Origin of the sequence: Priestia aryabhattai B8W22, assembly GCF_000956595.1 — a bacterium.
GTDB lineage: Bacteria > Bacillota > Bacilli > Bacillales > Bacillaceae_H > Priestia > Priestia aryabhattai.
Map to the genome: position 1 here is coordinate 75,483 of NZ_JYOO01000005.1, position 26,634 is coordinate 102,116.

At 39.1% G+C, this 26,634-nt stretch carries 25 protein-coding genes, 1 pseudogene and 3 other annotated features; of the genes and pseudogenes, 4 read left to right on the top strand and 22 right to left on the bottom strand.

Annotated features, from left to right (window positions below; genetic code table 11):
* Positions 1–19: 19 nt before the first annotated feature.
* Positions 20–1,711, bottom strand: a complete 1,692-nt coding sequence (locus N178_RS05595; RefSeq protein ID WP_045291139.1) for an AMP-binding protein — start codon at positions 1,709–1,711, stop codon at positions 20–22.
* Positions 1,712–1,929: 218 nt separating this feature from the next.
* On the opposite strand from N178_RS05595, the gene N178_RS05600 reads away from it, so the two are divergent.
* Entirely contained in the window at positions 1,930–3,036 is a 1,107-nt protein-coding gene (locus N178_RS05600) for a 5-methyltetrahydropteroyltriglutamate--homocysteine S-methyltransferase (protein ID WP_045291141.1), read from the top strand.
* Positions 3,037–3,187: 151 nt separating this feature from the next.
* Here N178_RS05600 and N178_RS05605 read toward each other — a convergent pair whose 3' ends face one another.
* From N178_RS05605 to zapA, 5 genes are all read right to left on the bottom strand, one after another.
* Positions 3,188–3,595 carry a DUF350 domain-containing protein gene (locus N178_RS05605; RefSeq protein WP_013059411.1) on the bottom strand — a complete coding sequence of 136 codons (408 nt, stop codon included), beginning with the start codon at positions 3,593–3,595 and terminating at the stop codon, positions 3,188–3,190.
* A 181-nt stretch (positions 3,596–3,776) separates the two neighbouring features.
* Complete coding sequence (locus N178_RS05610; protein WP_045291142.1) at positions 3,777–6,140, bottom strand: endonuclease MutS2; 2,364 nt, start codon at positions 6,138–6,140, stop codon at positions 3,777–3,779.
* Between the two features lie 19 nt (positions 6,141–6,159).
* Positions 6,160–7,872, bottom strand: coding sequence for a DNA polymerase/3'-5' exonuclease PolX (polX, locus tag N178_RS05615; protein WP_045291145.1), 1,713 nt, complete (start codon positions 7,870–7,872; stop codon positions 6,160–6,162).
* Positions 7,873–8,070: 198 nt separating this feature from the next.
* Positions 8,071–8,628: a CvpA family protein gene (locus N178_RS05620; RefSeq protein ID WP_014458067.1), complete on the bottom strand. Its 558-nt coding sequence runs from the start codon at positions 8,626–8,628 to the stop codon at positions 8,071–8,073.
* Positions 8,625–8,885: a cell division protein ZapA gene (zapA, locus tag N178_RS05625; RefSeq protein ID WP_013059415.1), complete on the bottom strand. Its 261-nt coding sequence runs from the start codon at positions 8,883–8,885 to the stop codon at positions 8,625–8,627. Before zapA ends, N178_RS05620 begins: the two co-directional genes overlap by 4 nt.
* 143 nt (positions 8,886–9,028) lie before the next feature.
* Between zapA and rnhC the strand changes: the two genes are divergently transcribed.
* Positions 9,029–9,943, top strand: coding sequence for a ribonuclease HIII (gene rnhC, locus N178_RS05630; RefSeq protein WP_045291147.1), 915 nt, complete (start codon positions 9,029–9,031; stop codon positions 9,941–9,943).
* Between the two features lie 33 nt (positions 9,944–9,976).
* On the opposite strand, the gene pheT is transcribed toward rnhC, so the two are convergent.
* The 3 genes from pheT to N178_RS05645 form a co-directional block, all read right to left on the bottom strand.
* Positions 9,977–12,391, bottom strand: coding sequence for a phenylalanine--tRNA ligase subunit beta (gene pheT / locus N178_RS05635; protein ID WP_045291149.1), 2,415 nt, complete (start codon positions 12,389–12,391; stop codon positions 9,977–9,979).
* Positions 12,392–12,404: 13 nt separating this feature from the next.
* Positions 12,405–13,439, bottom strand: coding sequence for a phenylalanine--tRNA ligase subunit alpha (pheS, locus tag N178_RS05640; protein ID WP_014458064.1), 1,035 nt, complete (start codon positions 13,437–13,439; stop codon positions 12,405–12,407).
* Positions 13,440–13,493: 54 nt separating this feature from the next.
* Positions 13,494–13,729 (bottom strand) — a binding site (T-box leader).
* Between the two features lie 48 nt (positions 13,730–13,777).
* Positions 13,778–14,542 carry a TrmH family RNA methyltransferase gene (locus N178_RS05645; protein WP_193377145.1) on the bottom strand — a complete coding sequence of 255 codons (765 nt, stop codon included), beginning with the start codon at positions 14,540–14,542 and terminating at the stop codon, positions 13,778–13,780.
* A 140-nt stretch (positions 14,543–14,682) separates the two neighbouring features.
* Between N178_RS05645 and sspI the strand changes: the two genes are divergently transcribed.
* Entirely contained in the window at positions 14,683–14,889 is a 207-nt protein-coding gene (gene sspI, locus N178_RS05650; protein WP_013059420.1) for a small acid-soluble spore protein SspI, read from the top strand.
* Positions 14,890–14,945: 56 nt separating this feature from the next.
* Here sspI and N178_RS05655 read toward each other — a convergent pair whose 3' ends face one another.
* Both N178_RS05655 and N178_RS05660 read right to left on the bottom strand, forming a co-directional pair.
* A complete protein-coding gene (locus N178_RS05655; protein ID WP_045291154.1) occupies positions 14,946–16,031 on the bottom strand; it encodes a M42 family metallopeptidase in 1,086 nt (361 codons plus the stop codon).
* 77 nt (positions 16,032–16,108) lie between these two features.
* Positions 16,109–16,597, bottom strand: a complete 489-nt coding sequence (locus N178_RS05660; RefSeq protein ID WP_045291156.1) for a dUTP diphosphatase — start codon at positions 16,595–16,597, stop codon at positions 16,109–16,111.
* Positions 16,598–16,729: 132 nt separating this feature from the next.
* Here N178_RS05660 and N178_RS05665 point away from each other — a divergent pair, with 132 nt between their 5' ends.
* Positions 16,730–17,107 (top strand): hypothetical protein, encoded by a 378-nt coding sequence (locus N178_RS05665; protein WP_045291158.1) that lies wholly within the window; start codon positions 16,730–16,732, stop codon positions 17,105–17,107.
* Positions 17,108–17,125: 18 nt separating this feature from the next.
* Here the strand turns inward: N178_RS05665 and N178_RS05670 are convergent, their stop codons facing one another.
* The 11 genes and pseudogenes from N178_RS05670 to speD all read right to left on the bottom strand — a co-directional run bounded on the left by N178_RS05670 (position 17,126) and on the right by speD (position 26,221).
* On the bottom strand, positions 17,126–17,386 hold the full coding sequence (locus tag N178_RS05670; protein ID WP_045291160.1) for a DUF1294 domain-containing protein: 261 nt from the start codon (positions 17,384–17,386) through the stop codon (positions 17,126–17,128).
* Positions 17,387–17,446: 60 nt separating this feature from the next.
* On the bottom strand, positions 17,447–17,806 hold the full coding sequence (rplT, locus tag N178_RS05675) for a 50S ribosomal protein L20 (protein WP_013059425.1): 360 nt from the start codon (positions 17,804–17,806) through the stop codon (positions 17,447–17,449).
* 39 nt (positions 17,807–17,845) lie between these two features.
* Entirely contained in the window at positions 17,846–18,046 is a 201-nt protein-coding gene (rpmI, locus tag N178_RS05680; protein WP_013059426.1) for a 50S ribosomal protein L35, read from the bottom strand.
* Between the two features lie 21 nt (positions 18,047–18,067).
* Positions 18,068–18,571 (bottom strand): translation initiation factor IF-3, encoded by a 504-nt coding sequence (infC, locus tag N178_RS05685; protein ID WP_013059427.1) that lies wholly within the window; start codon positions 18,569–18,571, stop codon positions 18,068–18,070.
* Between the two features lie 69 nt (positions 18,572–18,640).
* Positions 18,641–18,763: a sequence feature (ribosomal protein L20 leader region), on the bottom strand.
* A 171-nt stretch (positions 18,764–18,934) separates the two neighbouring features.
* Positions 18,935–20,893 (bottom strand): threonine--tRNA ligase, encoded by a 1,959-nt coding sequence (thrS, locus tag N178_RS05690; protein ID WP_253202932.1) that lies wholly within the window; start codon positions 20,891–20,893, stop codon positions 18,935–18,937.
* Positions 20,894–20,936: 43 nt separating this feature from the next.
* Positions 20,937–21,185: a binding site (T-box leader), on the bottom strand.
* Positions 21,186–21,245: 60 nt separating this feature from the next.
* Positions 21,246–22,106, bottom strand: a complete 861-nt coding sequence (gene ytxC / locus N178_RS05695; protein ID WP_045291163.1) for a sporulation protein YtxC — start codon at positions 22,104–22,106, stop codon at positions 21,246–21,248.
* A gap of 96 nt (positions 22,107–22,202) precedes the next feature.
* Positions 22,203–23,136 (bottom strand): annotated as a pseudogene (gene dnaI, locus N178_RS05700) (primosomal protein DnaI).
* A gap of 31 nt (positions 23,137–23,167) precedes the next feature.
* Positions 23,168–24,583 (bottom strand): replication initiation and membrane attachment family protein, encoded by a 1,416-nt coding sequence (locus N178_RS05705; RefSeq protein ID WP_045291165.1) that lies wholly within the window; start codon positions 24,581–24,583, stop codon positions 23,168–23,170.
* Positions 24,584–24,655: 72 nt separating this feature from the next.
* Positions 24,656–25,117: a transcriptional regulator NrdR gene (gene nrdR, locus N178_RS05710; RefSeq protein WP_013059432.1), complete on the bottom strand. Its 462-nt coding sequence runs from the start codon at positions 25,115–25,117 to the stop codon at positions 24,656–24,658.
* Positions 25,118–25,360: 243 nt separating this feature from the next.
* The gene (locus tag N178_RS05715) at positions 25,361–25,747 is read right to left on the bottom strand and encodes a hypothetical protein (protein WP_045291167.1); all 387 of its coding nucleotides are present in this window, start codon (positions 25,745–25,747) and stop codon (positions 25,361–25,363) included.
* Positions 25,748–25,840: 93 nt separating this feature from the next.
* Positions 25,841–26,221 carry an adenosylmethionine decarboxylase gene (speD, locus tag N178_RS05720; RefSeq protein ID WP_013059434.1) on the bottom strand — a complete coding sequence of 127 codons (381 nt, stop codon included), beginning with the start codon at positions 26,219–26,221 and terminating at the stop codon, positions 25,841–25,843.
* Positions 26,222–26,634: the final 413 nt, after the last annotated feature.

The following is a 26,634-nucleotide window of genomic DNA, read 5'->3' on the forward strand; positions in this document are numbered from 1 at the left end:
AATCAAAGGCGACGATCGACTACGTCGCCTTTTTATGCTTTTCATTTTCTTCTTCAATCAGCGCTCGTCGCAAAATCTTACCGACCGCTGTTTTTGGAAGCTCATTTCGAAATTCATAGAGGCGCGGAACTTTATAAGCGGCTAAATACTTTCTAGAAAACTCATTTAACTCTTCTTCAGTACATCTTACACCATTTTTCAATACAATGTAAGCCTTCACTGTTTCTCCTCTATATGGATCAGGAACACCTACCACTACAGCTTCTTGAATTTTTTCATGCTCATATAATACTTCTTCAACTTCTCGAGGATAGATATTATATCCCCCGGCAATAATAATATCTTTCTTTCGATCTACTACATAAAAATAACCTTTATCATCCATATAGCCAACATCACCTGTTAGCAACCATCCGTCTCGCATAACAGCCTCCGTTTCTTCAGGCTGTTTCCAATATCCTTTCATTACCTGAGGACCTTTAACCGCAATTTCTCCTACTTCGCTTACAGCAGCTTCTTTACCTGTTTCAAACGAGAGAATTTTGGCCTCCGTGTCTGGCCAAGGCACTCCTATGCTTCCTGGTATTCTCTCTTTCCAAAGAAAATTAGCATGAGTAACAGGAGAAGTTTCTGTTAAACCGTATCCTTCCACTAGTTTACCTCCAGTGAGCTTTTCAAACTGCTCCTGTACTTCCACAGGAAGAGGAGCCGAACCGCTCATACATGAATCAATAGAAGATAGGTTGTATTTTGCTAAATCAGGATGGTTTAATAAAGCGATGTAAATTGTTGGAGCACCTGGAAATAAAGTAGGCTGCTGCTTATGAATGGTTTTGAGCGTCGTTTTTGCATCAAATTTAGGCAGAAGCACCATCTCGTAGTTTTGCAAAACCGATAGAACAAGAACCGTTGTTAAACCATACACGTGAAAAAACGGGATAATTCCAAGCACTTTTTCTTCTCCATGCTTGCAGCGGTATAACCAATGTGAACACATCGTTGCATTGGCTACCAAGTTTTTATGAGTAAGCATAACTCCTTTTGGAAAACCTGTTGTTCCCCCAGTGTATTGTAAAATCGCGATATCTTCGTCTGAAATTCCCTCGGCATTACATACTGCTGGAGAGGATTCATTTATAATGCGTTTAAATAAATGCGTAGTCTCCGTATGACTCACATCCACGCTTATCTTCTGCTGTTTGCGCTGAATAAATGGATAGAGTACGTTTTTGGGAAATGGGAGATAATCTTGAATAGGGGTAATGACTACGTGTTCTATACTTGTTAACGCTTTCATTTTTACTACACGCGGATATAGCAAATCAAGTGCAATAATCATAGTCGCTTCTGAATCATTCAGCTGATACTCTAACTCTCTTTCCGTATACAAAGGGTTTGTTTGAACGACTACTCCTCCGGCAAGAAGAACAGCATAAAAGGAAATGACAGCTTGAGGGCAATTTGGAAGCATAATGGCTACTCTATCCCCTTTTTTTAATCCCAATTCAATAAGGTAAGATGACAGTTTCAAAGAATCTTGATGCAGCTGGGAAAACGTCATTTTTTTCCCTAGAAAATAGATTGCGTTTTTTTTAGGATCTTTTTGAACTGCTTCTTCAAAAAGCTGTGCTAAATTTTTTTGTTCATAATGAAGCGTAGCAGATATTTCCTCTGGATATTGAGAAAGCCATATCTTTTCGGTGGATTCCACACGTATCCTCTCCCTCAAAAAAATAAAAAATTAGAATTTTCTAATTAAAATTATAGTTCATTCTTTTTTTAGATGCAATCGTTATTGAATGTTCTCTTTCCTGCCTAATCACTCTTTCATCCTGCAGCGTAATAAATAAAAAATTGGATTTACCCCTGTACATTATCCGAATTTTTTGTATATAATAAAAATTAGATTTTTTTAAGGAGCTGTATAAATTGATAACAACATTGACTAAAGGACCGTTCAAAGCAGATCACGTTGGAAGCTTTTTGCGTCCCGAGCGTATCAAGCAAGCACGATTACAAGTGGAAAACGGGGAAATGACAAAGAAACAGCTTCGAGCAATTGAAGATGAAGAAATTAGTAAGCTCGTAGAAAAGCAAAAACAAATTGGATTAAAAGCCGTCACAGACGGTGAGTTTCGCCGTGCGTGGTGGCACTTTGACTTTCTATCAGAACTTGTTGGCGTAGAACTTTACGAAGCAGAGTCGGGAATTCAGTTTCACGGGGTCCAAACAAAAGCTCACGGTATAAGAGTGACTGGAAAACTAGATTTTAATCAACACCCTATGATTGAAGATTATAAATTTCTTCATCAAGCGGCTGGAAAAGAACACGTGGCTAAGTTCACCATTCCAAGTCCCAATATGCTGTTTTTCAGAGGTCATATTGAAAAGTCTGCTTACTCGGATACGGATGTATTTTTTGCTGATTTAGTTAAAACATATCAAAAAGCCATTCAAGCATTTTATGATGCCGGATGCCGCTATTTACAGTTAGATGATACTGCGTGGGCGGTCTTTTTCTCAAAAAAAGGACAAGAACAAATCGCGTCAAAAGGATTTACGCCCCAAGAATTACTGAAACGTTTTACGGATGCGATCAATGAATCCATTGCGCATAAACCAGATGATATGGTTATCACAATGCATATTTGCAGAGGAAATTTCCAGTCTACTTATACAGCAAGCGGCGGATATGAAAATGCGTCAAAAGCTATTTTCAGTCAGTTAAACGTAGATGGACTATTTTTAGAATTTGATGATGAACGCTCAGGAGGATTCGAACCTCTTCGACATGTAAAGCGAAATGATCTTCAGATTGTCCTTGGTCTTATTACATCAAAATTTGGAGATTTAGAAGATCCTGAAGCAGTGAAAAAACGAATTGCTGAAGCGGCAGAATTTGTTTCTCTTGATCAAATTTGTTTGAGTCCCCAGTGCGGATTTGCTTCTACAGAAGAAGGAAATTTACTAACTGAAGAGCAGCAGTGGGATAAAGTAAAGCACGTGATTTCAATTGCTGAAGACGTATGGAAGTAATCATTAAAAAAGCTGACCTGCTTTAAGGCCAGCTTTTTTGCTGTCATCACCATGTTAGGAAAAGCTATATAGATAAATAGATAAGACCAATAAGCATAAACACTCCGCATAAAACGAGTAAAATTTTCGCTAACTTCTCCATGACTCTCTCCTATCCTATCCCTGCTCCTATTACATAGGACATACCGATTGAAATAACAAGTGAAATAAACCCAACGGCTCTGTTATCTTGTTCAATTTCATCATCGATTCGAAATTTCGGCGTCAAAAATTCGAAAATAAAATAGCTGACTAGTAAAAGAACGAACCCATATATTCCCCATCCGAGCATTCGTAACAAATTGTCGTTATGCTCAATCGAATAGCGAAAAATATTAGCTAATCCAAATATTTTCCCACCTGTTGCCATCGCAACAGCCATATTTCCTTTTTGAATCTCTTCCCAGTTCTTATACTTGGTAACGAGCTCAAACACAACAAGAAAGACGACAATGCTCAAGACAACCACGCTGTAATAAGCGGCGGATTCAATATACGGGTCTTTCCAAAAATCCCTCATTTTTGCATCACTCCTAATTTATATTACACTCCACGCAATGAACTGACAGGTCTCTTTCCTATACTTGTATCGTTCTTAAAAGAGATAGAAAATCCAGCATAGTCCATAAGCCATGTCGGATTTTCTATCTTCATATATGCTTGTTCAGCGCATCAACTGACACCTTTATTTCAACATTCTTTTATTTAAATTCCACAACCGTAACGCCAGAACCTCCTTCAGAAGCTTCTCCAAAACGAATATTTTTAACAGAACGATGATTTTTCAAATATTCCTGTACACCTTTACGAAGAGCTCCAGTTCCTTTACCGTGGATAATCGAAACGCGCGGATAGTTGGCTAACAAAGCATCATCAATATATTTTTCAACTCGAATCAGCGCATTTTCATAGCGCTCTCCTCTTAAATCCAGTTCTAGATTTACATGATAATCTTTTCCTTTTACCATAGCAAGCGGCTTTGTTTCTACTGGTTTTGGGGAACTGATATATTGGAGGTCTTTTTCTTTCACCTTCATTTTCATGATTCCCATTTGTACTTGCCATTCATTATTGCTTACTTGTTCCACAAGCGTTCCTTTTTGTCCCCAGCTTAAGACTTTCACTTCATCTCCAGCTTGAAGAGTGCGCTCTTGTTTTTTCGGCACAGCCGGTTTCTTTTTACTTTTTTCAAGAGTTGGAACCGCATCTTCTAGACGCTTACGCGCTTCAATCAATTCATGCTCTTTTACAAGCGCATGATTTTTTTGACTCATTTTACGCAAATCGCTAATGATTTTCTCCGCTTCTTCAGATGCTGCTTGAACTGTGGCTTGAGCTTTTTCTTCAGCTTTTTCGTACAGCTTGTCTCGTTTTTCATTAAACTCAATAATCTGACTCTGTAGTTCTTTATGAAGCTTCTGAGCCTCTTTTCTTAGCTCTTCAGCTTCTTCTAGCTCGTGTTCAGATTGACGGCGGCTATCTTCAAGAGAAGCGATCATATTTTCTACTTTATTTGTTTCTGAGCCAATATAGCCTTTGGCACGTTCAATTACTTCTGCACTTAAACCTAAACGCTTTGAAATTTCAAAAGCATTGCTTCGGCCCGGTACACCAATCAGCAGCTTGTAAGTAGGACTCAATGTTTCAATATCGAACTCTACGCTAGCATTGACCACTCCTTCACGGTTATAGCCGTACGCTTTTAATTCAGGGTAGTGAGTAGTCGCAACTACGCGAGCGCCTCTTTCATATACTTGATCTAAAATCGAAATCGCAAGCGCTGCACCCTCTTGAGGATCTGTTCCTGCTCCCAATTCATCGAACAAGACCAGACTTTCATGATCTACTTTTTGTAAAATATCTACAATGTTGACCATATGAGATGAAAAGGTACTCAGACTTTGTTCAATGGACTGCTCATCTCCAATATCAGCAAATACGTGTTTAAACACAGCCATTTCCGATCCATCCAGCGCAGGAATCTGCAAACCTGCTTGAGCCATTAACGTAAATAATCCAAGTGTTTTTAACGTGACGGTTTTACCGCCGGTATTTGGTCCTGTAATAACGATAGACGTATATTGATCACCTAGCTCAATATCATTCGCAACGACATCTTCCTGTGCAATAAGAGGATGTTTTGCCTTCACTAACTTAATATAGCCTCGGTCGTTCATTTTAGGTTTTGAAGCTTTTAGCTCATGGCTATAGCGCCCTTTAGCAAACATGAAGTCCAGCTCACCTAACAGATAAACGTTTTGACGGAGTTCATTTGCCACTTCCGCTACCTGAACGGTTAGAGCAATGAGAATACGCTCAATTTCTTGTTTTTCTTTTACTTTTGCTTCTTGAAGCTCATTGTTTAACGTCACAATCGCCTGTGGCTCAATAAATAACGTTGCTCCAGATGAAGACTGATCGTGCACAATGCCTCCATACGCACTGCGATACTCTTGCTTAACAGGAATAACAAAACGTTCGTTTCGAATGGTAACAATCGCATCTGACAACATTTTTTGAGCAGACGAGGAGCGAATAAGACTTTCTAGCTTTTCGCGAATACGAGACTCCGTTGAACGAAGTTTTTGACGAATGCCTCTTAGCTGGTCGCTTGCACCGTCTAGCACTGTACCATTCTCGTCAATGCTCATTTTAATTGTTTGTTCTACCTCAGGAAGAGGCATTAGTTTTTCGATATGTTCAGTTATAATAGGAAGCTGTAAATCTTCGTCTTCTACTACTTGCTCGATAAATTGCTTAACTTGTCTTGCAGCATAAATAGTGCTTGCTACATCAAGAAGTTCATTAGAGCTTAGCGTTCCTCCAATTTCAGCGCGCTTTACGCTAGGTCGAACGTCAAAGATGCCTCCTAGCGGTACGTTGCCACGCAATCGCAGCACGGTTGTAGCTTCATCTGTTGCTTCCTGCCATTTGACTACTTCTTCATACTGAGTCGAGGGAATCAAATTCGCTACTTTTTCTCGGCCTAAAGAAGAAGCTACTTTTTTCTGAAGCTGTTCCTTAACTTTATTAAACTCTAGTACATGGAAAATACGTGATTGCAAAACTGATTCCTCCTGTTGCTTATTTATGTCGATTTAAAAAGGCGGTTAATTCTTTGAGGCTATACGTATTTAATACCGTTTCTGGTTTAAGCCAGCCTTTAATTCCCGTAGATATTCCAATTTCCATATGCTCTAACATGTCTAGATTGTGAGCATCTGTATTAATCGCAATTTTAACTCCTGCCTCTTGTGCTTTTTTTATGTGCTCAGCGGCTAAATCTAAACGGTTTGGATTCGCATTTAGCTCAAGAGCCGTTTTTGTTTCTTTAGCTAATTCAATTAGCATATCAATATCTACATCATATCCGTTGCGGCGACCAATCAAACGACCGGTCGGATGAGCGATTAAATCTACATGAACATTATTTAACGCTCGCTTTAAGCGATTCATAATTTCTTCGCGTGATTGTGAAAAACTAGAGTGAATGGACGCAATAACAAAATCTAGCTCAGCTAGCATTTCATCATCATAATCAAGTGTTGCATCGGGCAAAATATCCATTTCAATTCCTGCTAGTATTGTAAAATCATCGAACTGTGCGTTTAAACGATTAATTTCTTCACGCTGTTTGCGAATGCGTTCAGGCGTTAGACCGTTAGCTACTTTTAAATACTGAGAATGGTCTGTAATCGCCATGTATTCATAGCCTCGCGCGCGACATGCTTCCGCCATTTCTTCAATTGAATACGCCCCGTCGCTCCACGTAGAGTGCATATGCAAATCACCTTTTACGGCACCGTAGGTCACGAGCGTTTGTGGCTTTATAAATGCGTCTACTTCCGTTCCATCTTCACGAAGTTCCGGCGGAATAAAAGACAGCCCAAAATGTTCATAGAATGCTTGTTCAGACTCAAATGTCATGACTTCGCCTGTCTCCGCATTTTCAACGCCATACTCGCTAATTTTTTCACCGCGTTCTTTTGCTAATTGACGCATGCGCACGTTATGATCTTTTGATCCTGTAAAATGATGAAGCGTCGTGGCAAACGCTTTATCTTCTACAAGACGAAAATCCACAGATACATCGTACTCATAAGCTAACGTTACCGATACTTTTGTATCTCCATTTGCAATGACATCCTTCACATTTGGCAGCGATACTAGCTGTTCACGGACAGCATGAGGCTCAGCTGTTGAAATAATAAAATCAAGATCTTTTACGGTTTCTCTCATGCGGCGGATGCTCCCTGCTTGAGAAAAACGCTCAATGCTATGCATCTGTTTAAGGGCTTCTAAAATTTCTTCCGCTATTGGAAGCATAAAAGCAAGAGGCAAACGATCAGGACGCTTCCCAAACTCTTCAATAGCAGCGATAATTTTCTCTTCCGTCTTTTTACCAAAACCGCTTAGTCCCTGCACTCGATTTTCCATACACGCCTGATGCAGTGATTCCATATCTCGAATATCTAGCTCTTTATATAATTTAGCAATTTTTTTACCTCCAAGCCCCGGCAGCTTAAGCAGAGGAATAAGTCCTTCAGGAACTTCTTGCTTTAGTTCTTCTAGTACGCTTGATTCATTTGTTTCCATATACTCTGTAATGACTGCAGCCGTTCCTTTTCCAATTCCTTGGAGCTTTGTAAAATCCTCAATCTCTGTCAGCGTTCTCTCGTCTGTTTCTAGCGCTGCAGCTGCTTTTCGAAAAGCAGAAATTTTAAAAGGGTTATCTCCCTTTAATTCCATATATGTAGCAATTGTTTCTAACAATTTAATAATATCCTTTTTATTCATCTCTTTTCACCAGCCTATTATCATAATAACGAACCTTTCAAAAACATGATGAGTGACATATCTACTCTCTCAAATGTTTATCTAGACATACTTTTATCTCCGTGAAAACCGCAGAACAGACTGCGATAAAAAAAGAGGGTATCTCAAAAGTATTATGACACTTTCGACACACCCTCTCAACAAGCTATTGTAATTTCATTACATTACACCATACTGTGTCCACAAATCTTGAATCGCAGACGATAAATATGGAGTATTTTGTACGATATTGATTGCAATTGAAGACTGTTGAATTGGCGTTTGAATTTCACTTACCGGAATCACGGCTCCAATGTATAACAAAATAAAAACGATGATATACACTTCAACGAATCCAAGTGCACCTCCGCCCCATTTATTTAACTGGCGCAGAATTGGCAGTTCGGTTAAAGCCGTTAAAACAGAGCCTGCAAGGCGAAGTACAATGTGAGTAGCAAAAAATAAAATCGCAAATGCAATCATTCGATAAAAAGCGTCTTCTATCGTTCCAGAATCAAATACAAACGATGCGACACTTTGCTGCTGAATATTGTCCGGAAACGGAATCAGCAAGCGAAGTCGGCTTGCCAAATCTCCACTAAACATATAAGCGACGATAAACGAAACCGCAAAACTGACAATATGAATGAGCTGCAAAATAAACCCTCTTTTAAGACCTGTTACAAAGCCTAAAAGAAGCAATATAATTAAAATGATATTAAGCATTGACTCAGTCATTCCTCTTTTCCATAAAGTTTTTGTTCAAGTCTCTCATAATCTTCTTTCAGTTTTATATATTCGTGTACAGCATTCACAGCTGTTAATACTGCTAATTTATTGATATCTAAAGAAGGGTTTTTAGTACTGATTTCACGCATTTTTTCATCCACTATAGAGGCGACAAGTCGAATATGGCTTGTACTTTCGCTACCGACGATGCTGTACTGCTGACCAAAGATGTCAACTGTCGCACGTGTTTTATCTTGTCTTGACACGAGAAAATCCTCCGTTCCACGAAAAATCCTAATCCCTATCATACCACGAAGAAGACTTCAATGGAAACATATCTATATTTAAGCTATCATAAGGGATAGTGCTTATAAAGTAAACTAAAATACCCCGAAAGGAGTGAAGCATTATGTCACATGCTGTTATTAAGGTATCAGCTGATCAAATAGCTAAAATGAAGCTTCATTACACATCCTATTTACAGCCCAAACTTCCGCAGGGAAGTATTTTTGCAGCTAAAACCCCCGGCTGTTCTATCACTGCGTACCGCTCTGGAAAAGTACTTTTTCAAGGAAAAGAAGCTGAAACAGAAGCGGCTAAGTGGGGGGGCCCTTTAGATGCTGCGAAAAAGGCTCCTGTCTCACATCTCCCATCAAACTTCAGCTCACTATCGGTCATCGGTTCTGACGAGGTAGGGACGGGAGATTATTTTGGCCCTATGACCGTAGTTGCTGCCTATGTTCAAAAAGAGCAGCTTCCTTTTTTAAAAGAATTAGGAGTACGAGATTCAAAAGAGTTAACGGATGCTAAGATCATTGAAATTGCCAAGCAGCTTGTTTCGTTTATTCCCTATAGTTTGCTTGTTTTACATAACGAAAAGTATAATGCATTTCAAGAAAAAGGCATGTCACAAGGTAAAATGAAAGCTCTGTTGCACAACAAAGCTTTATCCAACGTGTTAAAAAAATTGGACCCTGAAAAACCCGATGCCATTTTAATTGACCAGTTTGTTGAAAAAAACACCTATTATAAACACGTCGTAAAGGAAAAAGAGATTATCAAAGAAAACGTCTTTTTCAGTACAAAAGGAGAAAGCGTTCATTTGTCTGTAGCTGCTGCTTCCATTATTGCCAGATACGCATTTTTAAAACAAATGGATTTACTGACGGAAAAGACCGGGATGGTCATTCCTCGCGGAGCTGGGGCACAAGTTGATATCGCCGCTGCTAAAATCATTAAAAAACATGGCGTCAGTGCGCTGAACTCTTTAGCTAAAATTCATTTTGCTAATACAGAAAAAGCTTTAAAATTAGCTAAAAAATAAGAGATGTGGAAATCCACATCTCTTTTTTTATTCTTATGAACGAAGCGTTGCACCAAATTCTTTTTCAACAGCTTCTAACACTGCACCATGTGCTTTTGCTACTTCTTCATCCGTTAACGTACGTTCAGGATCTAAGTAACGTAAAGAGAAAGCTACAGATTTCTTGCCTTCTTCCATACGCTCTCCTTCATATAGGTCAAACACCGTTACATCTTTTAAAAGTTCTCCGCCCGCTGCATAGATGACGCGCTGAACTTCTCCTGCAAGAACGTTTTTATCTACAACAAGTGCAATATCACGCGTAATAGATGGGAATCGTGGAATAGCTGCATAACGAACTTCTTCGACATCTGCAGCTAATAGCTCTTGAAGGTGTAATTCAAATACGTATGTTTCACGAAGACCATACTGTTTCTGAGCAACAGGATGAACTTGACCTACGTATCCAATTTCTTTTTCATCTAACCATACAGCCGCTGTACGTCCAGGGTGCATACCGTCTTTTTTAACGGGAGCATATGAGATTCGTTTCTCCAAACCAAGCTGTGCAAATAACCCTTCTAGTACACCTTTAATCACATAGAAATCAACGGCTTTCTTTTCACCTTGCCAGCCGTGAGCATGCCATAGACCCGTGATTGCACCAGCTACGCGCTCCTGCTCATCCGGTAATTCTCCTTCACCTTTAGATAAGAACACTGAGCCTGTTTCGTATAGCGCAATAGAATCCGACTGACGAGCGTTGTTATGCTTCACTGCTTCAAGCAAATGAGGCACTAAGCTTTGACGAAGGATGCTGCGATCTTCACTCATCGGCATTGCTAAACCAATCGTACTTGTTGCATTTAGTGCGAACTGAGTAGCTTTTTCAGTGCTCGTTAACGAATATGTTGTTGTTTGTGCTAGTCCCGCTCCTTCTAAGAAACGGCGAACTTTGCGGCGTCCAAGCTGATACTCCGTTAATTTCCCTGGAGTTGCCACTGTTACAGGAAGCGTTGTAGGAAGGTTGTCATAACCATACATGCGCGCTACTTCCTCGACGATATCTTCTTCAATTGTAATATCGCCTCGACGGGTTGGCACTGTTACAACAATGGTTTCGTCTTCCACTTTGTTTTTAAATTGAAGACGGTTCATAATGTCTTGTACTTCTTCCATTGATAGCTCTGTACCAAGCACATCGTTAATACGTCCAAGTGACACAGCTACAACAGCAGGTTCCACAGTTAGTGTATCTACTTCCACAGTACCGCTTACCACTTCACCTGAAGCGTATTCAGCCATTAATTCTGCTGCGCGGTCAGCGGCTACACGCGTACGGTTAGGATCAATTCCTTTTTCAAAACGAGCGCTTGCCTCACTGCGAAGACCGTGGTCTTTTGAAGCTTGGCGAACCGTTAAGCCTTTGAAGTAAGCTGATTCAATGAGAACATTTACCGTATCGTCTTTTACTTCAGAGTTTGCTCCGCCCATTACACCTGCAAGTGCTACCGGCTCACTTCCGTTTGTAATGACAAGCTGATTGCCTTTTAATACGCGCTCTTGGTCATCAAGCGTTACAAACTTCTCGCCTTCTGACGCGTGACGCACAACAATTTCCTTTGAACCAAGACGATCGTAGTCAAAAGCATGCAGCGGCTGACCGTATTCAAGCAAAATATAGTTAGTAATATCAACTACGTTGTTATGAGGTCGAATGCCAGCTGCCATTAAACGCGTTTGCATCCATAGTGGTGACGGAGCAATTTTTACGTTTTTCACAACGCGCGCTACGTAAAGCGGATTGTCTTCTTTTGCCTTTACTTCAACGGAAATATAATCAGACGCTTGCTCATCAGACGTTTGCACGTTTACTGACGGATACTTCACTTCGCGACGTAAAATAGCCGCTACTTCATGCGCTACGCCTAACATACTTAAGCAGTCTGAACGATTTGGTGTTAGCCCTAGTTCTAATACTTCATCGTTTAAGTTTAGTGCATCTAGTGCATCCGCTCCTACTTCAGCATCGCTTGGGAAGACGAAGATTCCTTCTTGGTAATCTTTTGCTACAAGCTTGCTTTCAATGCCAAGCTCTTGAAGAGAACAAATCATACCGTTCGATTCTTCACCGCGAAGCTTAGCACGCTTGATTTTAAAGTTACCTGGAAGTACAGCTCCCACTTTTGCAACCGCTACTTTTTGACCTTGTGCCACGTTCGGTGCTCCGCACACGATTTGAACGATCTCTCCTCCGCCAAGATCTACTTGACAGCGGCTTAATTTATCCGCATTTGGATGCTGTTCACGTTCGACAACGTGACCAATTACTACTCCGCTGATGCCTTTATTTAAGTTTTCTACACCTTCAACTTCAATTCCACTTTTTGTGATTTTATCAGCTAACTCTTCTGCCGTTATGCCTGATAAGTCAACATACTCTTGTAACCAACGATAAGATACAAACATCGTAGTCCCTCCTTTATACTTGTTTAAATTGATCTAAGAAACGAACATCATTTGTATAGAAATGACGAATATCATCCACGCCGTGTTTTAACATAGCAATACGCTCTACACCGATTCCAAAAGCAAATCCACGATATTTAGTTGAATCGTATCCAGCCATTTCAAGGACATTTGGATGAACCATGCCTGCTCCTAAAATTTCAATCCAGCCTGTTTGTTTACATACATTACAGCCTTTACCTCCACATTTTGCACACGATACGTCTACTTCTACAGACGGCTCAGTGAATGGGAAGAAACTTGGACGAAGACGAATTTCACGGTCTGCACCGAACATCTTTTTCACAAATACTTCAAGCGTGCCTTTTAAATCGCTCATACGAATGTTTTCGTCTACTACAAGACCTTCAATTTGCATGAATTGATGAGAATGCGTAGCGTCATCGTCATCGCGGCGGTACACTTTACCCGGGCAAATAATTTTAACAGGTCCTTTGCCTTCATTCTTGTTCATAACACGAGCTTGAACAGTTGATGTATGCGTACGAAGAAGCGTTTCTTCCGTAATATAGAACGTATCTTGCATATCACGTGCTGGGTGACCTTTTGGCAAGTTCAGCGCTTCGAAATTATAGTAGTCCTGCTCTACTTCCGGTCCTTCTGCTACTTCATAGCCCATTCCTAAGAATAAATCTTCTACTTCTTCAACCACGCTTGTTAGCGGGTGATGCGTACCTGCTTTAACAGGTCGTCCCGGCAGCGTTACGTCGATTGTTTCTGAAGCAAGTTTACGCTCTACCTCGGCTGCTTCTAACGCCGTTTGTTTTTCTTCAATTTTAGATGCAATCGCTTCACGTACTTCATTTGCAAGTGCTCCCATTACAGGACGCTCTTCAGCTGAAAGTTTTCCCATACCGCGAAGTACTTCTGTGATAGGGCCTTTCTTTCCTAAATAAGCTACGCGTACGTCGTTTAATTCTTTTAAAGCACTTGCCGCTTCGACTTTTGCAATTGCTTCTTGTTGAAGTTCTTGTAAACGTTCTTTCATCACTTATTCCTCCTTTTAACGTAAAAAATGACAAATAAAAAAACCTCCTCCCAAAAAAGGGACGAGGATTAGTCGCGTTACCACCCTTGTTAACTATATACACAGACGTATACAGTTCACTTCATTCAAGTTAACGGAATCTCCGGAACACCTTTACATCTATGTAAGATGGTCTAAGTGTCAACTCAAGAGGTGAATTCACTTATTACACTTATAAAAATGCTTTCAGTCACGGCATTTTCTCCCTGCATAAACGGACATAAGCTACTGCTCTCTTTCATCGTTTTTTACATATGTAACTATTGTATTATTATAGTGAAAACACGTTCTCGATGCAACTACATTCCGCGTAAATAATAAAGTAAGATTCCAGAAGCGATGGCAACATTTAGCGACTCGCTCTTTCCATAGATGGGAATGTACAGATTCTGATCCGTTTGTTCCAACACTTTCTCGCTTACGCCTTTTCCTTCATTTCCCACAATCAGCGCAAATTCGTTTGAAGGTTTTACGTGTGTGTAGACCTTTCCATTTTGTAACGACGTGCCGTAAACTGCGATGCCTCTTTCTTTTAACAGTGAAATCATTTCGAGTAAATCACCTTTTACAATTGGAAGGTGAAAAATAGCTCCTTGCGTTGAACGAACGACTTTTGGGTTGTACACATCCACGCTGCCCTCTCCAACGATAATAGCGTCCACTCCGGCAGCATCAGCGGTTCGAATAATCGTACCTAGGTTACCTGGATCTTGCACTGCATCTAAAAGCAATACTTTCTGTGCTGTATGAATGATTTCTGCATGCTTTGTTTGAACACACACGGCAATAATTCCTTGAGGTGTTTCTGTGTCAGATAATAATTTAATAATTGCTTCGTTTACAACGGTTATTTCGATACCGTCTATATTCCACTGTGCGGGCACTTCGGTCGATTCGCGTATAATTAGTTCCTTTACGCAATCGTTATTTTTGATAGCCTCTTCTACTAAATGAAAGCCTTCTACCATAAAAAGGCCCTGCTTATCACGGTCTTTTTTATTATGCAGCTTTTTCCACGCTTTTACCTGCGGATTTTTAACTGAATCAATTTGTTTCACAAACATAACTCCTTTATCTATACAAAAATAAATAGTTCGATTACATTTTGTTCAATAATCATTAGATAAGTTTCACTTTATTGTACATAGAAATCGCAAAGAAAACAAAAACTATTGGTAACTTTACGATAGCTGAGGTGAAAATGATGGATCTTAATTTACGAAATGCTGTTATTGCAAACGTTTCAGGAAACTCAAAAGAAGAGCTTGAGGCTACAATTTCTGACGCTATTCAAAGCGGTGAAGAAAAAATGCTCCCTGGACTTGGTGTTTTATTTGAGGTGCTTTGGGAAAAGTCTCCGGAATCAGAAAAAGAAGAAATTCTGACAACGCTTGAAAACGGTTTAAAATAAATAACCTTTTCCTATGTACAACAAAAAGCTCATTCTCCTAGGAGAATGAGCTTTTTTTAATTGTACGTAATTGCGTTAACCGTTTCTCGGTCTAAGCGTTTAATCACTTCCGCAATTAATTTAACTGCATTTTCATAATCATCACGATGAAGCATCGCTGCATGAGAATGGATATAACGAGTTGCAATTGTAATCGAAAGTGCTGGCACCCCGTTAGCTGAAATATGAATAGAACCTGAGTCCGTACCGCCTCCAGCGATTGCATCAAATTGATACGGAATATTTAATTCATCTGCCACATCTACCACTGTATCTCGAAGTCCTTTATGAGAGACCATGGAAGCATCATATAAAATGATTTGCGGACCATCTCCCATTTTAGAAGAAGCTTCTTTATCAGAAACGCCAGGTGTATCTCCCGCGATGCCCACATCAACAGCAAATGCAATATCCGGTTCAATAAAGTTAGCGGATGTTTTTGCACCTCGAAGTCCAACTTCTTCTTGCACTGTTCCCACACCATACACAACATTTTCATGCGCTTCATTTTTTAAAGCTTTTAATACATCGATAGCGATTGCACAGCCTATACGGTTATCCCAGGCTTTCGCTAGCAGCATCTTTTCGTTGTTCATAACCGTAAATTCGAAATAAGGTACAACCTGATCACCAGGTTTCACTCCCCACTCCGCTACTTCTTCTCTGCTAGAAGCGCCGATATCGATGAACATATCTTTAATGTCAACTGGCTTTTTGCGAACTTCTGGAGGCAGGATATGAGGAGGCTTTGAGCCAATAATCCCCGTTACCTCTCCTTTAGATGTAACGATGGTTACTCGTTGAGCAAGCATGACTTGAGACCACCATCCGCCTACCGTTTGAAAACGAATAAAGCCGCGTTCATCAATTTGAGTCACCATAAAACCTACTTCATCTAAGTGGCCGGCTACCATAATTTTAGGCCCTTGTTCGTTGCCCACCTTTTTCGCAATCAAACTGCCTAGCCCATCCGTCGTTACTTCATCTGCATAAGGTGCAATATATTTCTTCATAACCTCACGCGGTTCACGTTCATTTCCAGGAATTCCTTTTGCATCTGTTAGTGCTTTAAGCATCATTAATGTTTCATCTAACTTTGTCATATGGATTACCCCTTTCATATGTATACCTCTATTATAGCTAAAAAGAGGTTGAAGTAAAATTTCCCATCCCTTTATTTCTAGTATCCTTGTTCTTGGCGTTTAAAATTCACTTCATTTTTTGAGATGTACGCCTCTTCAATATGTTCAGCGGAAAAACCAAACATATCGCCAAGCGTCATGTAAGATACAAACATGTTCACATAGTTTTCTTTCGACAGATCCTGCTCGAAAGCAGCAACTTGTGCAAACAACTGTAAAAATTGTGCTGTTTTTGAATCACCTGCTTTTGCATTTGGTAACTCAGTTAAATCATCGTATCCTTTTTCAATCCCTAAAGACAGAATAAAATGTACGCCGTCCACAAATTCTTCTAAAATAACAGCATCTTCAGCCGGAGGTTTGACGCTCCAAAATTTGAAGCAGCGCGTTTCGTTTGCCAGCTCTCCCATTTCAACAAGCAGAGCTAAAAGTTTTCTCGGAACCAAGTCTTCCTTATGAAGCTGATGCTTATCTTCTATATGCTGATCCAGCTGACGCTGCATGGTAAATAGCTGTTGTAAATTCAATGTAATCACTCCTGTAATTATGTATATCTTCTTCTTTGTAAACCAATAAAGAAATTATATCAAAAATCATGAAACTTTTTAGAGACTGAAACGTAAAGTAAGAAAACTGTGCCTTGTAAAGGAGGGAGCGTTATGTTTGTTATTGTTATCGTTCGCGTGTTCATTTTCGCGCTTGTTGCTTACACACTATTAAAGCTGGTTCAGCATTTTCGCAGTCCAAAGCGGAAGCTTGTAGCAGCTCAGGAACATCAGCAATTTTTTGTCGTCGACGAAAAAACGAATATCCGCAAAAATTTTCTATTAACGTATAAAGGTATTTTATTTGAAGGAGAAAAATACAGCAATCCCAATGAACCAGAATCTTTATCAATTACAATGGTGTTAACCGATCCATCTCGATTACATGAACTGCAAAAACAAGATTTCAAGCTGCTGGAAAATCACGTACACGACATGTACCCAAATGCTCCTATTCGCTGGAAAAGCCCCGTTCGAGAATTTTTACACTGAGCACAAAATCATTTGTGCTCAGCTGATAACAAAAAAGAAAAGTAAATCAAGAGCGGCAAGAATAGGAAAGCCTACTGTAAACGATGTGTGCTTCGTTTTATGACGATAGCAATACATACCAATCAGTCCTCCAATGGCTCCTCCGACAGCAGCTACCGTCCACAGCGTACTTTCGGCAATTCTCCACTCATGTCTTTTTGCTTTTTGTTTATCTCTATACATCATTCCTATCCCTACTATATTAATAACAATAAAATAGGTAAGCAGCAGTTCATTCATGATATCTCCTCCGATAGCAAAAAAGCCTCATCATCTAAAGATGACGAGACTTTATATTCATTACTTATCTAAGCCTTTTTTAGCAGCAGTTGCTAATTCAGCAAATGCTTTTTCATCAGCTACAGCTAAGTCAGCAAGCATTTTGCGGTTAACTTCAATACCTGCTAATTTTAAACCGTGCATTAAACGGCTGTAAGAAAGACCGTTCATACGAGCAGCTGCATTAATACGTGTGATCCATAATTTACGGAAGTCACGTTTTTTCTGACGACGGTCACGATAAGCATACATGTGAGATTTCATAACTTGCTGATTAGCAACTTTATATAATCTATGCTTCGAACCGAAGAAACCTTTAGCTAATTTTAAAACTTTTTTACGACGTTTGCGTGTTACTGTACCGCCTTTTACGCGTGGCATAATTGTTTACCTCCTGTATTGTTTCTATCTCAACCCAAATTACTTAATGTTATCTAATAAGTGACGGATACGTTTGAAGTCACCTTTGCTTACTAAAGAACCTTTACGTAATTTACGCTTTTGTTTTGTAGATTTGTTAGCGAATAAATGGCTTGTGTAAGCACGAGCACGTTTTAATTTACCGCTTCCAGTCTTTTTGAAACGCTTTGCAGCGCCACGATGTGTTTTCATTTTTGGCATGGGGTGTTCCTCCTCGTTCTATTACTTTTCGTTTTTAGGTGCCAAGACTAAGAACATGCTGCGGCCTTCCATTTTAGGAGCCGATTCAACTGAACTTACATCTTCGCAAGCTTGTGAAAAACGTTCAAGTACTTTTTGGCCAATCCCTTTATGAGTAATGGCACGACCTTTAAAGCGAATAGACGCTTTCACTTTGTCACCTTTTTCAAGGAACTTGCGTGCGTTACGAAGTTTAGTGTTAAAATCATGTTCATCAATTGTTGGACTTAAACGAACTTCTTTTAAGTTTACAACTTTTTGGTTTTTACGAGCTTCTCTTTCTTTACGTTGTTGCTCATAGCGGAATTTACCGTAGTCCATAATACGACATACCGGCGGTTTCGCATTTGCAGCAACCATTACTAAGTCAAGATTTACTCGTGAAGCAATTTCTAATGCTTCATTTTTTGATTTAATTCCTAATTGTTCACCATTTTGATCAATTAGACGAACTTCGCGAGCTCGAATGCCCTCGTTTACCATCATGTCCTTGCTAATAAGTAGCCACCTCCAAGGTTTAATGAGCGAATACGCTTGCTTAGACCGATTATTAACTCACACAAAAAAGTGTGAGTACATACTGCACCCACACTTCTATCGTTTTAATTAAGATACGATGTACCTGCTAACTGCTCTATGCGTCACTCAGGTGAGAAGCGGGTGCTTCTTCTTCTGTATAAACAAGTATTCAATTACTTAAGCTATTATAGTATCAACAAAGACAAAAGTCAATGATTTCGTTCTTTTTTAACAACAAAAGTTATTGTATCAAAGGAAAAACATTTATGCAACAGTTTTTTATAAATGTTGTATAAAAAAGCAGAGAATTTCAATTCTCTGCTTTTTCTATTAACGAGATGCTTCTGCTTTTACATTTTGTAAAAAGGCTTGGAAATCCACCGTTTCTGAATTCTGCTCACCATATTTACGTACGTTTACTGCTTTATCCTCTACTTCTTTATCCCCTACAACAAGCATGTAAGGAATTTTTTGCATTTGAGCCTCACGGATTTTATAGCCAATTTTCTCATCGCGAGAATCAAGTTCCACGCGAATACCCGCAAGTTGAAGCTGTTCTTGCACTTCTTTTGCATACTCAAGGTGAACCGTAGGTGATACCGGAATCACTTGAACTTGTACAGGTGCTAACCACGTTGGGAAAGCTCCTTTGTATTCTTCGATTAAGAAAGCTACAAAACGTTCCATTGTTGACACCACGCCGCGGTGAATAACAACAGGTCGATGTTGTTTTCCGTCTTCCCCTACATACGTTAAGTCAAAGCGTTCAGGAAGTAAGAAATCCAATTGAACCGTAGATAGCGTCTCTTCTTTGCCAAGAGCTGTTTTAACTTGAACATCTAGCTTTGGACCGTAGAATGCCGCTTCGCCTTCAGCTTCATAATAATCAAGGTCAAGTTCATCCATTGCGTCTTTTAACATGCTTTGTGCTTTTTCCCACATTGCATCATCATCGAAGTATTTTTCTGTATCTTCAGGGTCACGGTAAGAGAGACGGAATGAATAATTTTCAAATCCAAAATCTTTATAAACCGCTTCAACTAAGCGAACCACACGAATAAATTCTTCTTTGATTTGATCCGGACGTACAAAGATATGTGCATCATTTAACGTCATGCCTCGAACGCGCTGAAGTCCTGATAATGCTCCTGACATTTCGTAGCGGTGCATCGTTCCAAGTTCAGCAATACGGATTGGAAGCTCACGATAGCTGTGAATACCTTGTTTGTAAACCATCATGTGATGAGGACAGTTCATTGGACGAAGAACCAGGTCTTCGTTATCCATTTCCATTGCAGGGAACATGTCATCTTGGTAGTGCTCCCAGTGACCAGACGTTTTGTAAAGTTCTACACTTCCAAGCACTGGCGTGTAAACGTGCTGATAACCAAGGCTTACTTCTTTATCTACGATATAACGCTCGATAATACGGCGAATCGTTGCACCTTTTGGAAGCCATAAAGGCAGACCTTGTCCTACTTTTTGAGAATTTGTAAATAAGTTTAACTCTTTGCCAAGTTTACGGTGGTCACGCTCTTTTGCTTCTTCAAGAAGACGAAGATGCTCGTCTAAATCTGCTTTTGTAAAAAATGCTGTACCGTAAATACGCTGCAGCATTTGATTGTCGCTGTCTCCGCGCCAATAAGCACCTGCTACGCTTAATAGTTTAAATTCTTTAATTTTGCCTGTTGACGGCACGTGCACGCCTCGGCAAAGATCAAAGAATTCGCCTTGTTGGTAAATCGTAACCGTTTCACCTGCTGGAATCGCATCAATCAATTCAAGTTTTAGTTCATCGCCAACTTCTTTAAAAAGTTGAATGGCTTCTTCACGAGAAACTTCTTTTCGTTCAATTTCAATATTTGCATTAACGATTTTTTTCATTTCTTTTTCAATTTTACCTAAATCTTCAGGAGTAATTGATTCTTCCATATCGATGTCATAGTAAAAACCATTTTCGATAACCGGTCCTACACCTAGCTGTACTTTTGTATCTTTGTATAAACGTTTGATTGCTTGAGCCATTAAATGCGCTGTACTATGACGCATAATTTCAAGCGCTTCAGGAGCATCTTGTGTAATGATTTCAAGACTGCCATCTTGTTCGATTGGCGTACGCAAATCCAGCAGCTCGCCGTTTACTTTACCTGCCAACGCTTTTTTCTTTAATCCCGGGCTAATAGAAGCCGCAATATCTTCTGTTGATGATCCTTTTGGATACTCTTTAACAGCTCCATCAGGAAATGTCATTTTGATTACTTCTGACACAACTTTCCACTCCTTTAACATAACTAATAAACTTTTTGTAAAAACAAAAAACTCGTCCCTTATAAAAAGGGACGAGTTGTGTATACACGCGGTACCACCCTTGTTTCCTCTTCGTATCTTGGATAACCCAAAGAACCCGAAGCGGCTCGAGGTTTTATAACGGAAATTCCGTCAGTAATTACTAGAGACGCTGCTCGTTTACTACTGAAGTTTAGAGGTGGTAAGAATATATTCCGTGTTAGGAGATTTTCAGCCTGGATCTCCCTCTCTATAAACCGTAAATATACACTCATGTCCTCATCATAACTTGTGACATATAGCTGTTTTTCAATATGCATTTATTATATTCATTTTCAAAATAGAAATCAACCTTTCACGTTATATTTTGCTTTTGATCAAACGGAAATTCATTTTTATCGTATAACATAACTTTTTCTTGAAAAATATTTTGAATGGTATAAACAAAATCATGATCATGCTGGTCGCTATACAGATGAATAGCAGCTGGAGATAAACTCAGCAAAGGCGCGATAATAGTTGAGTCTATGTATACTGATTCTTGTTCAGATAGAAAGGCCTCTGCTAGGGCTGTACATTCACGTTCCGGAACATATCTACTGCTTTGGTCGTACAATACAAACTTGTTTTTATTCAAGTGCATTACATACACATCGCCTGTAGATGACTGTCTTTCATTAGCTGCTTGACGCAGCTGATGAATAAGAATTTGATAGTCTTGTTCAAGCTTATATTCATCAATCGCCAGCTCAGCATAATAGCGCAGCCGCTCTTGATATTCTTTTAAACGGAATTGGAGAAAAGACTCAAAAGTGAATGTTACATTATGAATGAAGAAGTCTTGAAGAGCCTGGCGGATAAGTAATTCTCTTGGAAGAGAAAATGTTTTTTGCGGAATTTCGCCTCTCTCTCCTTCCATAATCCCCCCCATAATTTGAAGCAGCAAATCTTGCTCTTCCTCTTCTGAATAGAAAAATTGTTCTTTTAATATGTTTACCATCATCTTTTTCTCTTTCTTTTTTAAAATTACGTGCGTTAATACCGGTATCACCATGTCTTGTAAAATGGCCTCTCTATTGTATGTCTCATCAATGACTAAAAGCTGATTATTCACCAGCTTCAAGCACTGTGAACCATATGATAAAGCGCTTCGCTTCGCGCATAAAGACTCATATACAATGACTGCGTCTTCTACATATTTAAAGAATATTTTCATTCCTCATAGCCCCCCTTTGGACACGCTTTATTAATGTATATGGGGCAACATGCAAAAAAATGAGCAAGTCGTTACAAGAAATGTAAAACGACCTGCTCATCTATCTCTTCTATTATCTCCAGTTATTTCAACAGGAGTGGCTAGAGACTTAATTCGCTCCATGACACGAGCGGCTTTGAGTTCTTCCTTCTCGCCTCTTTGGGTATATGTCAAATGATGTTCAAGCTCTTTAAAATTTAAATTCGAGCTGAAAAATGTCGGCAAATTTTCAAGCATGCGGAATTGTAAAATGGTTCCGAGCACATCGTCTCGCATCCAGCTCGTTACGGATTCAGCTCCGAGATCATCAAGCATAAGAACCGGTACTTTTTTAACATACTCTATTTTCTCATTAAAGCTTTGATCTTGAAATGAACCTTTTAACTCACGCAAAAACTCTGGGACGTATAAAATTGTGGACTTCACTTTCTTTTCAGCTAACGAATTAGCAATCGCTCCAAGGATAAAAGTTTTACCAACCCCGAACTCTCCGTACAAGTATAGTGCCTTCATCTTTTTGCCTGGCTCATATTCACTAACAAACTCTTCTGCTAAAGTAACAGCTTCAAATCGTTCACGTTCAAGTGTAATCTTAGACATCGTTGCTTGCAAAATTTCTTTGGGAATGTACATACATTGAATAAGAGATTCTTGTTCTTTTCGCTCATCTTCTTGGACTTTTCTAGGGCAGCGTTCATACTGCACATCAATATTACGGCCTTTTACAACCAGCTGAGGGTGATATCCCTTCACCATATTGACACAGCTTTGCAGAGAAGGACATTTATCGCAGCATTTGCTTTGGTCGATAAATTCATGCATCTTCATCAAGCCCCGGTCAACCATTTGCTCATCTAACTCATAGCGATGCTCTTGGATGAATGCTCTCACATCTTGGTTTGACATAATATTCTTTTTTAATTGCTTCTAATCGCGCTTTAAAATCTTTTTTATTAATCAACTGATTTAATGAGTCGTTAATAGGTTTCATTATTTCACCCCACTTCTATCATAACAATTTTTTATTCTTTATGCTTTGGGTCAAGCTTTTTTAACTTTTCTTCTAGTTTACGTTTTCGTTCTTCAAACTCTGCATCATATGCTGGCTCTGCTTTTTTCTCTACCTGCTCTTTATTTTTTAACCAGTTTGGCACCATTTCTTCACGCACAATTTTTCGTCCGGCCGTTTTTTTATTTTGCTTGGCTTCCGTCCAGTTTTGATATTCTTTCTGTTCATTTTTAGCTAAATTCATCGCTTCTTGAACAGTTTGTACCTTTTTCCGCGCCCAGTGTCCAGCGATTTTCTCTACATAGCTCTTAGATAGTTTCATATCGGATCTTAGCATAACATAGTAAATCAGAACATTTACTACCCCTGGTGAAAGCTTTTGATTAAACATCACTTCTTCAATCATTTGCAAATCTGCTTTTGATGGCTCTGCTCCCCCTGAAAACTCGATCAATAGCTGTCGAGGAGAGGTGACTTCAAGCTGTTGAATGAGCTGCTCTTCTTTTGTCTGAGGCTGCTTTTCCTGCATGGTACGAAGCATAGGAGGCTGAATTTGTTCGCTTAGATTTGGAAGTGCTTCTCCATTTTCAAATTGGTAAAAGGACTGTGCTGCTTTTCTAAGTAATTCAATATCAACTTGATCATTCTCATTTAGCGAATCGAGCACTACATTTTTCATTTGAAGAGGATCGATGCCGTATAAAAAAGCTAACTTTTCAATCGCTTGTTTTACTTTAGATGTAATGGACCTTTTCGAAATCATTGAATCTGTTAGGCCTGCTAAAAATAAATCAAAATCAAAGGAATCCGGGCTCATCTCAATAGAAGCACGGTTTGAAGAATCTATAAAGTCCGTTTGAGCATCAGGAGAAAATACATCCTTGCTTTCAGACTGAAAACTTGGAGCCAGCTCCGTTGCTTTAACTGATTTAAATACATCGTTAAATGAATGCGTCACATCTTTGAACGATTGATCATCCACGAGTGAATCCGAAAAATAATTTTTTACTTTTTGAAAGATGGATTTTCCTAGTCGGTTATATAAATATACATTTAACACGCCATCGTTAAAGAACTGATGGGGCGTAAGAGGAGGAATGAGCTCATAAATGAACACACGAACATCATCTTCTTCCTTAATATATGTTTTTAACAAACCGATGCCTTCTAATTTTAACCGTTCATGGTAAATAGCTTTCAAATTAATTTGCATCATTGACATTAGGTGATGATGCGTAGACTCTTTTCCCCATAAACGATCTTGTTCCAGCTCGCTCCATAGCGTCATATACAAACCAAAACACGTCGTACCCACCAACGGCTGATAGAGCATTGTTAAAATCTTTCGGTCGTATTCCTGCAGTATGCCGCTCGAACGAACAACATAACGATCGACCGGTATCATTTCTTTCCAATGTTGTTCTTTCATGTCGTTCCCTACCTACTTTTAAAGTAATAGAAATGACAAAAAAAGAGCCTAAAGAATACTTCAATAGCTCTTTTACAGTCGTTCCTTCTTAATTAAATCTTTTAATTCATCAATAAATACATTGATGTCTTTAAATTGTCGGTATACCGAAGCAAATCGAACATAAGAGACTTCATCGATAGCAGCTAATCGCTCCATCACCATTTCTCCTACCACATCTGACTGCACCTCTGATGTACCCTGACTGCGCAGCTCTGTTTCAATATCGTGTACGGTATCTTCCAGTTGCTTTAAGCTTACTTGGCGTTTTTCACACGCCTTAATTAACCCTCGAAGGATTTTGTCTTTGCTGAACTCTTCTCTCGCTCCATCTTTTTTTACAACAATTAACGGAAGTTCTTCTACTTTCTCAAAAGTTGTAAAACGATAGTGACACTCTTCGCATTCACGTCTTCTACGAATAGAGCGGCCTTCTTCTACAGGGCGCGAGTCCAGCACTCTCGTTCCATTGTAATGACAGGATGGGCACTTCATATTCTCAGCTCCAATAATAAACCTTGTTTTTCTTTTTATTTTCTCTCATATAAGTTAATTTCCATCTATGTTAGCCGGCTATTCGCCATTTATTATGATTGTCATCATCATTTCCTTTATCAAACACGATGCTATATTAAAGGATTTGCTTTATTCCATCTTATAGAAAACAAGGCTTGAATACAAGTAAAGGAAAAGGAATTTCCCCATTTTATTCCCTGAAATTCAAAAATAATAAGGAACTTACGAAGAAAGAGGAATAAGTTTTTGATCAAAGCTCTTATAAAGCGTACGTACAAGTTCTTTACTAAAACCAAAATCAACTGGCACCACTTTTGACTCTGTTGTAGCAGAAAAATCGATAGCGGTTTCAAGAGGACGTACGCTAATAATGGTAATCACAACAAAAGCTTTTCTTCCTTTTACAACGTTTAAGCTAATTTCTCCTCGCTCTTCATATGCAGCAATTATCTCTATCCCTTGCATGTGCTTCAACATTTCATGAACTTGCTTAAATGCATTCCCAGCCGTTGTTTTGTAATAGTGCGTTTTTAGAGTCGGATCTGAATGGCGATCGCTTGTTTCTACATGATTAGAAAATAAAGATTTAACTGCTTGTACTACCCCCATGTTGTTATCCCCTTTGTTTTTGCGTATTAAAAATTTATATACTAAAAAGAGGTGTGTAATACACCTCTTAACTTACGTAATCAATCGACACTATTAAAGTGCATTCGCTTTAGTTTGTTTTACCTGAACAGGACCCATTCCACGTGGTAATTCAATTGTTTCACGTGTCTGTGCACTTAGAGCATCTGCAATATAATCTGCTGCGATTGTAGGATCTAAATGACCACAAGTATAAACATCGATACTTGCATAACCATGCTCTGGGAAGCTGTGAATCGTTAAATGTGATTCTGAAATAATAACAACGCCACTTACACCTTGAGGTGCAAATTTATGGAACGCTACTTCGCGAACTTCCGCACCAGATTTTAAAGCTGCATCAACAAACGTTTTTTCAATATAATCAATATCATTTAACTTATCGAAATCGCATCCCCATAATTCTGAGATGACATGACGACCCATTGTTTCCATAATGATATTTCCCCCTTTAACAATTTTTAATCGTTAAACATGAAGTTCTTTCGCCATATAGCATGTTAACTACCACGGGGGAAAGTTAGTCCAAAGAGGTCCTAACCCTTTAAGTAGCCACATCACCGAAAGGTACACAAGAAGTTCACGAAACATAGTATACTTTGTTTACATTTATTTTGCAATACGTGTTTTGATTTTATTAAAGATTGTTCCTGCAGATAGACCTATACAAATTACCCCTGTATTCTCGTGAGACAGTGTGTAAAAGCTGCTAAACGACTATTAATTTTTTATTAAAATTGAGAAAAAGAAACACCCCTTTGCATGCTTATCTTATTGCTTTTCCCTATTCTTTTGAATAAAAACAAAAAAAAACAGGGCGATAGCTCCCTGTTTTTTTAAAAAGCAAT

Bases quoted from the DNA above. Each gene is read 5' to 3' on its own strand.
- N178_RS05605 (WP_013059411.1), bottom strand. From the start codon at position 3,595: ATGAGGGATTTTTGGAAAGACCCGTATATTGAATCCGCCGCTTATTAC.
- polX (WP_045291145.1), bottom strand. From the start codon at position 7,872: ATGAATAAAAAGGATATTATTAAATTGTTAGAAACAATTGCTACATAT.
- N178_RS05620 (WP_014458067.1), bottom strand. From the start codon at position 8,628: ATGACTGAGTCAATGCTTAATATCATTTTAATTATATTGCTTCTTTTA.
- rnhC (WP_045291147.1), top strand. From the start codon at position 9,029: ATGTCACATGCTGTTATTAAGGTATCAGCTGATCAAATAGCTAAAATG.
- pheT (WP_045291149.1), bottom strand. From the start codon at position 12,391: ATGTTTGTATCTTATCGTTGGTTACAAGAGTATGTTGACTTATCAGGC.
- pheS (WP_014458064.1), bottom strand. From the start codon at position 13,439: ATGAAAGAACGTTTACAAGAACTTCAACAAGAAGCAATTGCAAAAGTC.
- N178_RS05645 (WP_193377145.1), bottom strand. From the start codon at position 14,542: ATGTTTGTGAAACAAATTGATTCAGTTAAAAATCCGCAGGTAAAAGCG.
- sspI (WP_013059420.1), top strand. From the start codon at position 14,683: ATGGATCTTAATTTACGAAATGCTGTTATTGCAAACGTTTCAGGAAAC.
- N178_RS05655 (WP_045291154.1), bottom strand. From the start codon at position 16,031: ATGACAAAGTTAGATGAAACATTAATGATGCTTAAAGCACTAACAGAT.
- N178_RS05665 (WP_045291158.1), top strand. From the start codon at position 16,730: ATGTTTGTTATTGTTATCGTTCGCGTGTTCATTTTCGCGCTTGTTGCT.
- N178_RS05670 (WP_045291160.1), bottom strand. From the start codon at position 17,386: ATGAATGAACTGCTGCTTACCTATTTTATTGTTATTAATATAGTAGGG.
- rplT (WP_013059425.1), bottom strand. From the start codon at position 17,806: ATGCCACGCGTAAAAGGCGGTACAGTAACACGCAAACGTCGTAAAAAA.
- rpmI (WP_013059426.1), bottom strand. From the start codon at position 18,046: ATGCCAAAAATGAAAACACATCGTGGCGCTGCAAAGCGTTTCAAAAAG.
- infC (WP_013059427.1), bottom strand. From the start codon at position 18,571: ATGATGGTAAACGAGGGCATTCGAGCTCGCGAAGTTCGTCTAATTGAT.
- thrS (WP_253202932.1), bottom strand. From the start codon at position 20,893: ATGTTAAAGGAGTGGAAAGTTGTGTCAGAAGTAATCAAAATGACATTT.
- ytxC (WP_045291163.1), bottom strand. From the start codon at position 22,106: ATGAAAATATTCTTTAAATATGTAGAAGACGCAGTCATTGTATATGAG.
- N178_RS05705 (WP_045291165.1), bottom strand. From the start codon at position 24,583: ATGAAAGAACAACATTGGAAAGAAATGATACCGGTCGATCGTTATGTT.
- nrdR (WP_013059432.1), bottom strand. From the start codon at position 25,117: ATGAAGTGCCCATCCTGTCATTACAATGGAACGAGAGTGCTGGACTCG.
- N178_RS05715 (WP_045291167.1), bottom strand. From the start codon at position 25,747: ATGGGGGTAGTACAAGCAGTTAAATCTTTATTTTCTAATCATGTAGAA.
- speD (WP_013059434.1), bottom strand. From the start codon at position 26,221: ATGGAAACAATGGGTCGTCATGTCATCTCAGAATTATGGGGATGCGAT.